Genomic DNA, 13,780 nt, shown 5'->3' with positions numbered 1-13,780 from the left:
CTGTCCGCTGGTCAAGTTTCATCCATCGCAAAAGCTTTGTCCTTGCAAGGACACTCAACAATCGGCTTAGTTGTCTGGTTTGGGGCACTCACAGCCTGTGGTTGCAGCGCAGGCACAACTCTATTTGTCCAAAATCAAGGAGTGAAGTTGCCTTGCACCAGTCCGCTGACCAGTGTTGAGGCTGAGGTGTCCAACTCACTCAACTGGGCAGGGGTAAAGGTGTGGAGGAGATCGTGGTGCAGATAGGCGATGTGGGCGTTGGGTTTAGCAGTGGCTTGACTGTAGGCCCAGAGCTGAAACTGATGATGTTCCGGTTGGAGGGTGCGATCGCTTCCAACCCCGCTTTTATGCCGAAACTTGGTAGAGCGATCGCGCAAAATTTAAGACCTGTTCTTGACGCTCCTCCGGTAAAGCCGACATCATCGCTGCCAGCCGATCCGTCAGCGGCACCCAAGCCTTACTCGCACTTTGCCAAACCACCATAAATTGCTCAGGCGATAGCGCCAACAACTCCAGCGTTTCTCCATCAGGATTGGTGAACTCCACTTCGTAGGCGCGATCACTGTGTTGTTCGACAATGGCCCCGCGATCGCCCGTCCGCAGATTCGCCTCCGGAATATCCACCAGCAGTTCAACAATATCGAAGAGTTCAGGACTGATCATTTGCGACTTGGAATGTAAAGCGTAACGAGCTTAGCCAGATCGTCAGCAGGTCTAACCATCCATGCTGTACGAACGATTTCTTGCTGATCGGGTTCTACACCAATAGTAAGCATATCAACTCGGTAGCGTTGACCATGCTCATCTTGCTTACCCAGAATGGCTTCAGCATCCAGGGCTTTGGCTTCGATCTGCGCTACGAGGCTTTGGTAGTTTGCTGGAGTGAAGCCCAGATATTGTCGAAACATGATGGCTTTGGCCGAACCCTTGGGGTTCTCCAAATCAAGCGCATAGGCTGTCAATTTGCGGGGATCAATAAAAATCTGACTGACGACATCCCTAAGCCTCACTCAATCACACCCCAAAATTCACATCTCAAAGCATGAGGGTGATCGCCCATCCCGCTCAAATTAATTGCTCAACGTTCCCATAAAATACCTCGCAAATCTCAGCATACGGACAAATCCCGCAGATCGCTTCGGCAGGGGTGGGGGCGAAGTCGCCTTGCACCACTCCGTTGACTAGTATTGAAGCTGAAGCTTCTAACTGTTGCAGGCAGAACGCCTTCGGCCATGCCCAGCACAAAAAGGTGAGCGTACCGGGCACCCACCACCGAGGTCGGCTTGTGCAGTTCCACTCCACCACGCCCTGGTTGAGCAGGCACCATGAGAACTTCGAGCAAATCAAGCAATTCTCGGCAAAACTCTGGCCAGGAGAGGGGCTCACTTCCCGATTTGGCCAATTCAACCAATCCTCGATACAAGGTATTGAAGGCAATGCTTTCGCGAGACCAGCGGGCGCATCGTTTGCGTAAATCGAAGCTTTTGAAGCGGTCGTACCACCAGTTCACCCAGGTTTCAGATTTGCGATCGCGCTTGATGCTGGCGAACGCCGTGAGATCAATGTCGAGATGTTTTTGCGCGATCGCTTGCCACGCGGCAAACCCGACTGGATGTTTAACCCGCACGGTAGCCCAAAAATCCTTGTCGGGGTTGCTGCAGAGGGGATGGCTCAACAGCTTTGCGGTCGCTTCAAAGGGCCAACCCGTATCAATTACCTCAATCAGCAAGCTGAGCCATGCGCCTAACCGGGCACTCAGCAGCGGCGTGTCATACAAAGCACGGAGCGGCACGCCATACTCCCAGGCGATGTCGATGAGCTGGGGGCCATAAGCGGCCTCATCGCGGGCAATGATGGCGATGTCTCTTGCTGGAGTCCCTGCATTGAGCAGTGCTTTCACCTGCGCTAAGGTGCCCCGCATCTCAGCGTCAAAAGTGCTATAGCTGTAGGCTTTGATCGAGTGCGCAGAGCCTGCAACATTCCCAGAATCCCGGCTGCTATCGCCGATAAAGACTTGGCTGAGATGTACCCCGATCACTACTTGCTTGCTCTCTTCTGCCACCACCTCCCAGCCTTGCTCAACTAACCACTCGACCGACTGCTGCACATCTTGAAACCGGGGTGCAGCAGGAGCCGGAAGAAACAGGACGCTGTCAGGGGCCGCGATCTCATTCATCCATGCCAATTCATCTCGTCGAGGCTGGAAGTATCCGTAAGCCAAGATTTTTTGCGGTGCAGGCGAAAGTTCAATTGCCCGCCAATACAACTCGCTTAAGTCAATTAGCCTTTCCTTATACAGCGCTTGCTGAAACGCTTGCGCTACTTGCAAAAGGTGGCTCGTTCGCTATATGCCGCCCAAAATGCAGCTGAGCCCATCAACCGAATTCCACCAACGGCGCTGATGGCTCTGCCCCATGTTCTTCAACATAAGTCCCTGAGCTTACTTCAAGAACTGGCGCTAGCCGCTGACTATAATGCTATCGTCTTACTAACTCAGAAGTTTGGCAATGTATCCTCAACAGCCTTTACCTCCTAAAGAAACGCTTCCTACGATGTACGATCTCCCCAGTGAGTATCCTGAGGAGTCTGGGTTGCCTGACGAGTTTCACGATTTTCAGCCTCAACTACTGCGGGAGACTTGTCAGCCTCCAACGTATCCGCCAGAACGGGTTTTTATCGGCACTGACCTGAATGTGTATTACGACGTCCATCATCCGAGGTGGCATAAGCGCCCGGATTGGTTTCTTGTTTTGGGCGTGGAGCGAGCACGTCAGCAAACCGATTTGCGGTGGAGCTATGTCATTTGGCAAGAGGGCATTGATCCCTTTTTAGTCGTAGAGTTGCTTTCCCCTGGCACTGAGGACGAAGATTTGGGAAATACCCTGCGTGAGATTAATCAGCCGCCAACCAAATGGCAAATGTATGAACAAATCCTTCGCATTCCCTACTATGCCACTTTCGATCGCTATGACAATCAGTTTCGCTTATTCCAGCTAGTCGGCACTCGCTATCAGCCATTGACAATTCCTGAACAACGTTATTGGTTTGAAGAACTGGGGCTGACCTTATCTGTCTGGCAGGGTACCTATCAAGATGCGGAAGGGCTTTGGCTACGTTGGCAAGATGCGGAAGGCAACTGGATTCCGACAGCGCATGAGCGTGCTGAACACGCCCAGCAGCAGGCTGAGGCAGCCCAGCAGCAAGCTGAACAAGCCCAGCAACAGGCTGAGACAGCCCAGCAACAGGCTGAACAAGAACGTCAGCGTGCCGAGCGATTAGCTGCCCGACTGCGAGAACTCGGCATTGATCCAGAAACGCCTTGAGCGATGTCCAGAATGCCATCGTCCTACTGCTTAGGACGAAGCAGCCAGAGTACTGCGCTTTTCAAGGCTTTGTAGCACCACCACATAGAACACGCTAAAGGCAATGACAGCAGCCAGACCAAACAGCATAGACCCTTCACCCATATGCCAGTAGTCAAAACGTTCGACATCATTCTTAGCCCATAAGATCGCCATCAAAGCAACTCGAAAACTATTGATTACAAAAGCCAGCACGATGCCAACAAGGGGGGCAAGGAACCGCTTAAAGCCCGACACTGGAAACATAATCAAGAACAGCACCGATAGACTCAAGAGATAACAGATCGACTCGATTCCAGAGCAGCCGTAATACACGATCACAGACCCCCCAGGCAAACTGAGCGTTACTCCCTCTTGCACGATGTCAAAACCACCAATCGCCAAGAGCTTGGCAGAGAAAACTGCTGTCAAAGGCGAAATATCTGCAACGAACAGTGCTAGAACGCCGGGTAAACCCACTGCCAGGAGAAGCCCCTCTTCGCGCCAGAAATATCGAATTCCGGGAAGCCCCTTCGCTAAGACGGCTAACGATAATCCTATCAGAGCGGGTAAGAGCCGCAGTAACGACACCAGCAGCGGAGAATGTAAGGTGCTGCCCTGATAAGTAGACTGTTGATGTAGTAAGAAAGCGCTGATACTTAGGGCGATCGCCACTCCAAAAGCGCCCAAAAACAATCCCAACTTGGTCGGAAATAGCTTTAGGGGCTTGGGAGACTCATAAAGCATCATGCCCAAAGCAAGAATAAATAAGCCACTGATGCCTAAATGTGCTTCATCGCCGTAGTGCCATAGCAGTCCCATGTAGATAGACAGCAGCAGAGTTAATACAGCTAGCAAGCTATGTTTAAATACTTTCGATGAATGTAAGAATTGCATGGTCGTGTGGCTAATTTTCTTAAACATCAGCTAGATGTGTTGCACATCCCTGAGAAATATAGATATTTTGCACTCAATAGCATTCGGGTACTGAAGGCGTAGCCAGATGGCTTACCGTCTTGTCCTGATGGAACTAACAACGACTCTAGGGACGGGTTATTCCTTTTTAGCAAGACGCTCCTTTCGAAGAAACGTTCAATGCAATTTTGTCCACCAACCCTAAAGTTGAACGGAAGTCCGTAATCCTAGTAAACCAAAATAGCGCTATTTCTTGTATAAAGAAGCACTAGGATATCAATAAAATTGTATGTGTATCTATTGATGTAGTCATCTGTTCTACTTAGGATAGATGTCACTGCATAGCTTGCGTTTTAGTTTGAATACAAAAGGCCATATGGTCTTTCGACCAGAAAATTTCAACAAAATATTTAGGTTAAATCTTCTAAAGATTGGAGTTCGGTAGGATTTAACAGAGCAAACTAGGTGCGCCTGCTCTGTTTTTGTGATTTATTACAACGTCTTCATAGTCTTCTTCACAGCCATTTACTAAATTTCAGCAAGCTGTCAAATGCAGGATTCTCAGCGCTATCGCACATCTCCGATTAGTGAAGAGTACGAAAAAGAGCTTCAGCTTATACAGGACACCCACGTGCTGCTTGAGAATCTAGCGGAGCGTGAGCAGGCAACTGTGAAAGCAATTCTCGATGGTCTTTACGAAGTTGGCTCAGTGCGGCTGATCAACCAAAGGGTAAGCGTCAAGGTTCTGCGACAGCCTCTCAAAGGTATCGCTCGTTTTAGTAAGCCAGTTTTTCGCATTTTTGCCTGGCGCTGGTTTAAGAAGAATAGCGCTGAACTCATTACACAGTGGCTATTTGATCAGGTTAAATTTGGCGATCGCACCTTACTCCCCGACAGCAGTTCCCCAGACGCAGAGGCGATCGATGTCGTTCCTGTACGAGAGGCACTACCTCCCCTGATTGAAAAACAAGCTACGGAAATATTAGCCTTGCGGAGCCGCGTCAGCTTTCTGACCGTCACCGTTGTCATTCTGGCATTACTGTTTGGGGTAACTATTCTGACCTAGTGGTCTGCCAATTTTGCAATTGTAAGTTATCCCTGCAAGTGTTGAAACAGACCATACGTTGCTCTGATCTCTCGGTTCAGCAAATCGCCTGCATTCCCCACTTTTGCAACCTCATCTACAAAGTCGACTTGAGATGATCAGCTACCCGAAGCGCATTGGCAATGATGGTTAGCGTTGGGTTCATTGCTCCCATTGAAGGCAAAAAGCTAGCGTCAACAACATAGACGTTTTCGAGATCGTGGGTACGGCAATTCACGTTCAACACGCTTGTTTTCGGATCATCGCCAAAACGACAGGTGCCGACTTGATGCCAGAAAACAGCCAAATCCATCTTCTTGTGGATAAACAGGTAGAAACCTAGTTCTCTCAAATGCTGCTCAAAGAGACTGACCAACTCGTCATGGGGTTTAGAGTTGTTGGGAATGAAATTGATTTTGATGCGTCCATCTGAAGTAAGCGTGACGCGATTGTCAGGACTTGGAAGGTCTTCAGTTGTAATCCACCAATCTACTGAATGTCGCGCCAAATGTCTCAAGCATTCTTCAGGCAGGTCACCTTGAGTCATTTTTGCCAGCCTTTGCCACTTAGCCTTTCCGGTGAGCTGGACTTGTCCTAACGGATAATCCTGTGAAGGTCCCTTGAAATAATAATCATGAATACCCAGCGTCTTTTGAAACACTGTAGGGTTTTGTTCGGGCGCGATCGCAATCAAAGCCGAATGATTGTGCTTCATCAAATTGCGCCCAACCTGGTCAGAAGAATTCGCCAAGCCATTCGGATGCTGTTCATTAGCCGACTTTAGCAGCAGCACTGCTGAGTTAATTGCCCCACAAGAAACCACAACCGTATCCGCTGATAGAGTCCCCAAACCCTCATCAGTCCGAATTTCAACTTTTTCAACTCGGCCACCATCCGAGGAGGTTAATAAACGAGTGACTTGAGTATTGGTAAATAGCGTTACGTTGTCATACTCTAGAGCGGGGTCCACACAAACAGTTTGGGCGTCGCACTTGGCATCCACCATGCACGGATAGGGATCACAGGTATCACAGCGAATGCAGCGCCCTTGTCTGGGATCGGCAACATTTCGATCCAATGCCAAAGTCAGATGAACCGGATGCAACCCTTTTTCACCCAGCTGATCAGCGATCGCCTGAATTCGCGGCTCATGGGGCATAGCAGAGTGCGGATAGTCAGCCGACATCATCGGTTCTGTAGGATCTTCACCCTGCTGGCCATGAATTTTGAATAAGCTTTCTGCGCGGGTATAGTAGGTCTCAAAGTCTTCATAAGGAAACGGCCAACTGGGCGAAATACCATCTGCATGGTGGAGTTCGCCAAAATCCTCAGCTCTCATACGCTGAAGAGCTGCCCCGTATAGCTTCGTATTGCCCCCTACCAGGTAATACGCCTGCGGATCAAACGGTTGGTGCTCGTTGTCTAGCCATTGTTCAGGTGCTTGATAGCGTTTCTGCAGAAAGATCTCATCAGGATCCCAATTCTCCTTCTCACGCGGCAGATAGTCACCCCGCTCAATGATTAAAATTCGTTTGCCCGTTGGAGCCAGAGCATAAGCTAGCGTTCCGCCTCCGGCTCCGGCTCCAATAATAATGACGTCGTAATGCTGAGTCATAGCGCGTGTAAATTTCCTGTAATTAACCGTAGTCAACAGTGTGAAAACCAACGAGTTTTCACGAGAATGACATTCCAAAGCAAACATCAAGCAGCTTTGAAACAGTGTTCTCCATTGAGCGCTTCAACCCAATTGATGTCAGTACCGCGAACCTCCTTCGCTGAAGGCATTTGATTGAGTCGCATCAGCTCAGAAATTGCGGCAATATCGCGATCTCGTCCAATTCCAGCCACAGCAAGTATTCGGTCAGACTGGACATAAAATGCTAAAAATTCTTGCTTCTCTAAATCACCCTGAATCACAACCTCATCCCACGCCTCAGCATGACCCACATATCGAAGCTTCAGCCCAAACTGTCCCGTCCAAAAGAAGGGAATGGACATCAATGGAATGGATTCATCAACCATATTGTTGGCAGCAATTCGGCCATGCTGTAGAGCCAGTCGCCAGTGCTCGATACGAACCGGCTCTCCAGTCATTGGATTAGGAAACCGGGCAATATCCCCAGCAGCATAAACGTGAGGTGCTGCCTGCAAAAACTTATCGACAACAACACCGCGATCGCGCTCATCCAACAGATCATCCTGGAGAAAATCAGTTGCGGGAACCACACCGATTCCCACAACAACTAGATCCGCAGGTAAGGTTTCACCACTATCCAAAACGACCGACTCAACCTGAGTGTCCCCTACAAATGCTTTTGCTTTTGTCCCCAATTTGAACTGAACCCCTTTATCCTCATGGACCTTCTGAAAGAGTCGCCCAACCTCTTTTCCGAGGACGTTTTCAAAAGGGGTTCGCGAGGTAATGACAGTGACCTCTAGCCCTTGCTGCTTGAGGCTAGCTGCAACCTCCATACCAATGAAACCGCCGCCGACAACAACGGCGCGTTGAGCATTTTGAGCAGTCTTTAAGATGTGCGCCGCATCATCCGCTTGCCGCAGAGTGAAGATATTTTTCAAAGCAATCCCGTCAATAGAAAGCTGTCGTACCTGGCCACCCGTAGCCAGCAAAACAGCCTCATACGCCAGAACCTCTCCCTCGTTGTAGGTTAGCTGACGCGCTTCAACATCTAGGTTAGTAACACAAGCATTGAGCCTAACCTCAATGCCGTGTTTGTCATAAAAATCAGCAGAGCGAAGCAGATCGGGGTCTTCTGCAGAATCACTCTGAAGATAAGCCTTACTCAGTTTAGTTCGGTCGTACGGTAGGTCGTGATCGGCAGTCAGCATCACAATTCTGCCTTGAAAACCTTTTTGCCTTAAGATTTCAGCCGCTGCATTACCAGCCGCGCCACCCCCCACAATGACCATTGGGCGATCGCCCTTCTGCACGTCCGGTTGAGCCATCGTCGGCACAACATGTTCTCCGTCTTGTAAAGGCTCCTCCACAAACACGCTGGACTTGACATCAACCTTTGACACAGGGATATCAATATAAACAGTGTTATTTTGAACACTAACGTCATAGCGCTTCAGGTTATCCCGACCTGGCGGCTCTAGCAATTCGCCTGTTCTGAAGCTGAAGCAAGCGTTATGCCAAGGACACACGACTCGGTCCTTGCACAGAACGCCGTTTTCTAAAGGAGCACCATAGTGGGAACAGTGGGCTGCGATCGCATAAAACGACTCATCCCGACGAACTAGCAGAACATCTCGTCCCGCAACGGTGTACTGCCGCATTTGACCATCGCTGATGTCATCAACCGGACAAACGGATACTCTGCTAATACTCATACTCAATTCCCAGCTATAGTCTTTTTTGTCAACTCAATGAGTGGTCGAGAGGAAAATTAGGCCTTTCGCCCTTCCGTTACACCACCAATTGCCTTCCAAGCAGAGAGGCCACCTTCCATCACAGCAACCTTTTGAAAACCGCTTTCATCGAGTTGAAAAGCAGCCCTTATGGCATCTTCCTCAGAAGCGCCGTAAACATAAATATCTCGATTAGCCTCAAGGGTTTGGCTCACTTGCTCAATCCACTGATCAGCAGCATAAAAAATTGCCCCTTGAATACGCTCCTGATTAAAGCTTTGGCGATCTCGCACATCGATGATTGTGAATGCAGGCTCGCCCCAATCCAGTCGAGCTTTGACATCAGATGCAGAAGAGATGCGATCAAACGTCACAGGTGCAGGTGAAACCTCAGTAGCGATCTCACTAGCAGCCTCAACTGCGGTTATAAAGTTGGTCATTCCAAGTTTTCCTTTCCTCTTCTGTTAATAAAGATTAAGAGGAACTTATTTTTCAAGACATCTTTCGATTGGAGTAAATCGGACTTGGAATTGCTGACTCGGTACGGATCGGATGATGAGTCAGGTATTGATCAACGTTAAAGCCGAAAGATCTATCGCGTCGGACAATAGGGTCCGGCAGGCCAGAACCAGACAACATTGAGCAATCTTTCACTTTAACGATTTCCTGACTGTGGTAGCTCCATAAAGTCTGAAATAGGCTTTCTCGAAACTATGCACAATTTGTCAGATTTCCCTTATCGCCATACAAATAACACTGTCTTTACAAAACTTAAAAATATGCGGACTTTTAATTCTGATCACAGCGAATATTGCTAAACGCGACCTTCGTGTGGGTTTATGACTGCGAAAAGTAAGTCAGTGTTTTTATAGGGAATAGCACTGACTTACTTTTCGATGGGCCATAACAATAAATTAATCTTTGAACCGCTTTTCTATTATTTGAAAACGCAAATGAGCCTGTCAATGCGTGATGTCATGCAACCTTATATGATCTCCTCAAAAAACAAGTCGAAAACTGCGTAGAAATACAGTGCCTTTGCTTGGTGAAATCTCCTAATTTGGTGCGTGGTTCCTAAACTTTCCTGGTTTGTTTCTTGTTTTTTCTTAAGGATTCATATTCATGATCTCGGTAGTATCTACCCCAAATACTTCTAGCTATGACATTGCCGTTGCGGGCGCTGGACCCATTGGTCTACTGTATGCCTCTTGGGTTAAATTGGCTCGTCCTGAAGCTCGCATCGTAGTGATAGAGCGGTCTGAAACACCCCGTCACAAGATTGGGGAAAGTACTCTGTCGGGCTTTTGTAAAGCCCTTCGCTCTGTAGGTATCCGTCAAGAAGTACTCAACAGATTGTTTTTTCCAAAAAACGGTCTTGGTTTCTTTCATGTTGATGAATCAGTTGACAACGTCACCAATGCTTTTGAATACATCCTGGAAACCTTTGATGAAACCTTTCAGATCGAGCGTCGAGTTTTAGAAAGTCTGCTTATCGCTAACTCTCGCCGTTTGGGCATAGAGGTCTTACAGGGAGCACGAGTTAACATCAAACGCTCTACTTTCAGCAGTGATGGTAATCAAATTGTTTATCAGGTTCAAAACCAAGAAGCGGTTATTGCCACCAAGCTGTTCGTGGATGCTACTGGTCCAGCCAGCCTGCTCGCTAAGCATTTAGGACTTCACACCAAAACGGATGGGCTATTTCAAAACAATGCTGTGTGGGGCTATTTCAAAGATGTTCGCCGCCTCGACAGTATCCAGAATTGGCCTGCTTCTGCGCAATTTTCGCGAGATGAATATACCCAGCATTTGTGTTTCAAAGAAGGGTGGCTTTGGTACATTCCTCTCGTTTCTTGGGAAAATGTCGAGGACACTCAACTCAACCCTCTTTTGGAGCAGCTGCTTTCAACCACAGGCGAATTGCCCACCCGTGAAGCCGTTCAGCGCTCCTCTGACTGCCAAAGTGAAGATATTGTCAGCATTGGCCTTGTCTTACGAGACGATCGCGATCGCGTCTTTCAAGAACAAGGACCCAAAGCTGTCTTTGAGCAGTATGCCAAGCAATATCCTGCGATCGCTCAGCTACTCGAAGGGGCAACGTTTGTAGAGGGTCACTACGGTCCTCAAAACTATCTGTGTCGTGCCAATGTCCGCACCCATGCTCGTCAAGTGAGCGGTGATGGCTGGATGATTATTGGCGATGCTGCTTTCTTCGTCGATCCTCTGATTTCTCCAGGATTGACCGGGGGAGTTGCCGGAGCATATTTTGCAGCCCAAGAGTCTCTGGGTGTTGTGGATGGTGATCAAGCAGAAAAGCGCCAATTCGTTCATTACGAAGCGTTCGCCCACCATCTCCATGAAGCTCTGGAGCGAGACAATCAGCTGGTATACATGTCGTTCAATCATCCTAGAGCGATCGAACTAATCCAACGCTTTCAGGAAATTGATGCGAGACGACACTTTAATCAGCAAAACCATCTCAGTGACGAATACACGCTCGCAGATACCAATGTGTGGGGAATTTTAAGTCCAGATTATCAAGAAATGCAGCAAAAGCTGTGGCAGCTTATGCATGAAACAGAGCAGCGAGTGCTAGCTCATTGTTCTAGCGAACAGCAGTCTTTAACGTTGTATGAAGAAATGGTACAACAGATGGAGGCCCTACTGGCTATCCATCTAGACCAACACGTCGGTTTGACGCCTTATATCGTGCAAAATCAACCAGCTCTAGCATTAGCTTAGGCATAGACAAATAAAGTTTGATTGCACAAGATAAACTACAGACCCATAGCAGGCGCTGTCGCGCTTGCTATGGATTGAATTAAGGCGTCAGCCCGATCATCAACTGCTGTGCTTCTGCGGCGTCTGCTTATTTATGTCAACTCAGCCCAACAACCCTTGTACACATGAGCAAACGAGCCTAGAGGTGTCTTTCTTCGACACCGAAGCTGCTCTCCGTCTAGTAGTAGAAGGCACTTCCGCAGTAACTGGCGAGAGCTTTTTTCAATCATTGGTTCATTATCTTGCCTGTGCCTTGAATGTCCGCTATGCGCTGATAACCCAGTGCTTAGAGCATCCTTCCCGTCGTGTAGAAACCTTGGCTTTTTGGCAAGGAGACTCTTTTGGCAAAAACTTCAGCTATTCCACCATCAACACACCTTGCAAAGGGGTATTGGAAGGTCAGGAATGCTACTACCCCAATAGGGTTCAACAGCTATTTCCTTGCGATATAGATTTAGCTGAATTGAACGCAGTTGCCTATTTAGGCGTCCCCGTCGTTAGTTCTGCGGGTAGTGTTCTAGGTCACTTGGTCATCATGCATGACCAACCTTTGAAATCAGAACCCATTGGGCTTTCTATCATGAAAATATTCGCTGTTAGGGCGGCAGCGGAAATGGAAAGACAAGCTGTTATGGAAAGGTTACTTCATGACAGCCTTCATGATTCCCTAACTGGATTGCCAAATCGAACCTACTTCATTGGACGTTTAACCGAAGTCTGTAACGAACAAAAGCATTGCTCAAAACAGCCTTTTGCAGTTCTTTTCCTAGATCTAGATCGGTTCAAAATTATCAACGATAGTTTAGGACACGCGGCTGGAAACCTACTTTTAATCAAGGTTAGTCAACGGTTGTCGTCATGCCTTAGAGCAGGAGATACGGTGGCTCGGCTCAGCGGAGATGAATTTGCAATCTTGCTAGAAAATACCGAGTCATACACTCAAGTCTTGGCTATTGTTCGACAACTCCAAAAAAGTTTCACAACAGCCTTTCAGCTAGAGCAACGTAGTGTGCATGTTGGTGTTAGCATTGGGATTGTTTTTCAGTCACCTACTCTACGGAATCCAACTGACTATTTGCAAAATGCCGACCTGGCAATGTATCAAGCAAAGCGTCAGGGTGGTGGTGAATATCGTGTATTTAACGAGCAGATGCATGCCCAGGCAATCAATCGTCTCAATCAAGAAGCAGCCCTTCGGCAAGCGATCGACACGGGAGAATTACAGCTCCACTATCAGCCTATTTTTTCGTTATTAAACAAGCAGCTTAGTGGTTTTGAAGCCCTACTCCGCTGGTGGTGTCCAATTCAACAGCGCTATATCCCACCAACTGAATTTATCCCTTTGGCCGAAGAGACCGGCTTGATTATTCCACTCGGGTGGTGGGTGATTCAGACGGCATGCTATCAGCTACGCACCTGGCAAACACGTTTTGGCTGTCCTGATTTGAAGATGAATATCAACGTCTCCAATCTTCAGTTTGAGCAGGACAATTTGATCGAGAAGGTTCTTGGAATTCTTAACAGTACCGGTGCTGAGCCTAAAAATATTCGCTTTGAGCTGACTGAAACCATGATGATGGTGAAGCCAGAAAAGATCGCTGTCATCATGCAGGAACTCCGCCTCCAGGGTGTCCAATTTCATTTAGATGACTTTGGTCAGGGGTTTTCTTCCCTCAGTTTGCTGCATGAACTACCCATTGATGCCCTTAAAATCGATCGCTCCTTTGTCAGCCGCATGACCACTGATAAAACCGCCAAAGCTATTGTCAAAACTACAATGGCTCTGGCAGACAGCCTTGAAATTGACAGCATTGCTGAAGGGATCGAAACACCCGAACAAGTTGAGCATCTCCACAACTTGAAATGCCGTTTCGGGCAAGGCTATCTCATTGCTCCTCCAATGCCATCTCAGGCAATGGCAAGCTGGATAGAGAGTTATTCCCCCATGCAAAACTCACCTAGCTAAACACCAGTACCGCTACGCGGAATTCGAAATACCCTCCGGGAAGGGCAGAGCCCTACAAAATTCAAAATACTCTGCGAGAAGAGCAAAGCTCTACAAAACTAAGGCAGATAAGCTTTCTCGGTGTTTTGAATGGTGAGCCTATTTCTGCTGCAGTGTACTAGTGGTCTGCCAGTTTTCAATTTGTGGGTGAGTTATCCCTGCAAGTGTTGAGGCAACCATACGTTGCTCTGATCTCTCGATTCAGCAAATTGCGTGCATTCGCCCCCCAGCCCGCATTCTGGGGGACTTCCGGGGATTGGCTCCCCCAGAATGCGGGCTGGGGGG

The 13,780-nt window shown here is 48.2% G+C and carries 13 protein-coding genes; 5 read left to right on the top strand and 8 right to left on the bottom strand.

Going from position 1 to position 13,780, the window contains the following annotated elements:
* Window positions 1-134: 134 nt before the first annotated feature.
* From PN498_RS01985 to PN498_RS01970, 4 genes are all read right to left on the bottom strand, one after another.
* Window positions 135-377 (bottom strand): hypothetical protein, encoded by a 243-nt coding sequence (locus PN498_RS01985; protein ID WP_272061001.1) that lies wholly within the window; start codon window positions 375-377, stop codon window positions 135-137.
* Complete coding sequence (locus tag PN498_RS01980; protein ID WP_272061000.1) at window positions 346-663, bottom strand: DUF4926 domain-containing protein; 318 nt, start codon at window positions 661-663, stop codon at window positions 346-348. Before PN498_RS01980 ends, PN498_RS01985 begins: the two co-directional genes overlap by 32 nt.
* Window positions 660-1,010, bottom strand: a complete 351-nt coding sequence (locus tag PN498_RS01975; protein ID WP_272060999.1) for a DUF6883 domain-containing protein — start codon at window positions 1,008-1,010, stop codon at window positions 660-662. Before PN498_RS01975 ends, PN498_RS01980 begins: the two co-directional genes overlap by 4 nt.
* A gap of 98 nt (window positions 1,011-1,108) precedes the next feature.
* A complete protein-coding gene (locus tag PN498_RS01970; protein ID WP_272060998.1) occupies window positions 1,109-2,329 on the bottom strand; it encodes a hypothetical protein in 1,221 nt (406 codons plus the stop codon).
* Between the two features lie 3 nt (window positions 2,330-2,332).
* On the opposite strand from PN498_RS01970, the gene PN498_RS01965 reads away from it, so the two are divergent.
* A complete protein-coding gene (locus tag PN498_RS01965; protein WP_272060997.1) occupies window positions 2,333-2,536 on the top strand; it encodes a hypothetical protein in 204 nt (67 codons plus the stop codon).
* A complete protein-coding gene (locus PN498_RS01960; RefSeq protein ID WP_272060996.1) occupies window positions 2,508-3,323 on the top strand; it encodes a Uma2 family endonuclease in 816 nt (271 codons plus the stop codon). The genes PN498_RS01965 and PN498_RS01960 overlap by 29 nt, the downstream gene beginning before the upstream one ends.
* A 30-nt stretch (window positions 3,324-3,353) precedes the next feature.
* On the opposite strand, the gene crtA is transcribed toward PN498_RS01960, so the two are convergent.
* Window positions 3,354-4,238 (bottom strand): cyanoexosortase A, encoded by an 885-nt coding sequence (gene crtA / locus PN498_RS01955; RefSeq protein ID WP_272060995.1) that lies wholly within the window; start codon window positions 4,236-4,238, stop codon window positions 3,354-3,356.
* 568 nt (window positions 4,239-4,806) lie between these two features.
* Here crtA and PN498_RS01950 point away from each other — a divergent pair.
* On the top strand, window positions 4,807-5,322 hold the full coding sequence (locus PN498_RS01950; protein WP_272060994.1) for a hypothetical protein: 516 nt from the start codon (window positions 4,807-4,809) through the stop codon (window positions 5,320-5,322).
* Between the two features lie 115 nt (window positions 5,323-5,437).
* On the opposite strand, the gene PN498_RS01945 is transcribed toward PN498_RS01950, so the two are convergent.
* The 3 genes from PN498_RS01945 to PN498_RS01935 form a co-directional block, all read right to left on the bottom strand.
* A complete protein-coding gene (locus PN498_RS01945; RefSeq protein ID WP_272060993.1) occupies window positions 5,438-6,955 on the bottom strand; it encodes a GMC oxidoreductase in 1,518 nt (505 codons plus the stop codon).
* A gap of 86 nt (window positions 6,956-7,041) precedes the next feature.
* Window positions 7,042-8,691: an FAD-dependent oxidoreductase gene (locus PN498_RS01940; RefSeq protein ID WP_272060992.1), complete on the bottom strand. Its 1,650-nt coding sequence runs from the start codon at window positions 8,689-8,691 to the stop codon at window positions 7,042-7,044.
* Between the two features lie 56 nt (window positions 8,692-8,747).
* On the bottom strand, window positions 8,748-9,149 hold the full coding sequence (locus PN498_RS01935) for a rhodanese-like domain-containing protein (protein WP_272060991.1): 402 nt from the start codon (window positions 9,147-9,149) through the stop codon (window positions 8,748-8,750).
* A gap of 682 nt (window positions 9,150-9,831) precedes the next feature.
* Between PN498_RS01935 and PN498_RS01930 the strand changes: the two genes are divergently transcribed.
* Window positions 9,832-11,451 carry an NAD(P)/FAD-dependent oxidoreductase gene (locus PN498_RS01930; RefSeq protein ID WP_272060990.1) on the top strand — a complete coding sequence of 540 codons (1,620 nt, stop codon included), beginning with the start codon at window positions 9,832-9,834 and terminating at the stop codon, window positions 11,449-11,451.
* Between the two features lie 133 nt (window positions 11,452-11,584).
* The gene (locus PN498_RS01925) at window positions 11,585-13,456 is read left to right on the top strand and encodes a putative bifunctional diguanylate cyclase/phosphodiesterase (RefSeq protein ID WP_272060989.1); all 1,872 of its coding nucleotides are present in this window, start codon (window positions 11,585-11,587) and stop codon (window positions 13,454-13,456) included.
* Window positions 13,457-13,780 lie beyond the last annotated feature (324 nt).

The sequence above is a fragment of the Oscillatoria sp. CS-180 genome, from assembly GCF_028330965.1.
Lineage (GTDB): Bacteria > Cyanobacteriota > Cyanobacteriia > Phormidesmidales > Phormidesmidaceae > Halomicronema.
Note: the sequence above shows the minus strand (reverse complement) of the source record. Positions and strands in the feature narration are given on the sequence as shown.

Excerpts from the sequence above, each read along its gene's own strand:
- PN498_RS01935 (WP_272060991.1), bottom strand. The coding sequence starts at position 9,149 with ATGACCAACTTTATAACCGCAGTTGAGGCTGCTAGTGAGATCGCTACT.
- PN498_RS01945 (WP_272060993.1), bottom strand. The coding sequence starts at position 6,955 with ATGACTCAGCATTACGACGTCATTATTATTGGAGCCGGAGCCGGAGGC.
- PN498_RS01960 (WP_272060996.1), top strand. The coding sequence starts at position 2,508 with ATGTATCCTCAACAGCCTTTACCTCCTAAAGAAACGCTTCCTACGATG.
- PN498_RS01925 (WP_272060989.1), top strand. The coding sequence starts at position 11,585 with ATGTCAACTCAGCCCAACAACCCTTGTACACATGAGCAAACGAGCCTA.
- PN498_RS01940 (WP_272060992.1), bottom strand. The coding sequence starts at position 8,691 with ATGAGTATTAGCAGAGTATCCGTTTGTCCGGTTGATGACATCAGCGAT.
- PN498_RS01980 (WP_272061000.1), bottom strand. The coding sequence starts at position 663 with ATGATCAGTCCTGAACTCTTCGATATTGTTGAACTGCTGGTGGATATT.
- crtA (WP_272060995.1), bottom strand. The coding sequence starts at position 4,238 with ATGCAATTCTTACATTCATCGAAAGTATTTAAACATAGCTTGCTAGCT.
- PN498_RS01930 (WP_272060990.1), top strand. The coding sequence starts at position 9,832 with ATGATCTCGGTAGTATCTACCCCAAATACTTCTAGCTATGACATTGCC.
- PN498_RS01950 (WP_272060994.1), top strand. The coding sequence starts at position 4,807 with ATGCAGGATTCTCAGCGCTATCGCACATCTCCGATTAGTGAAGAGTAC.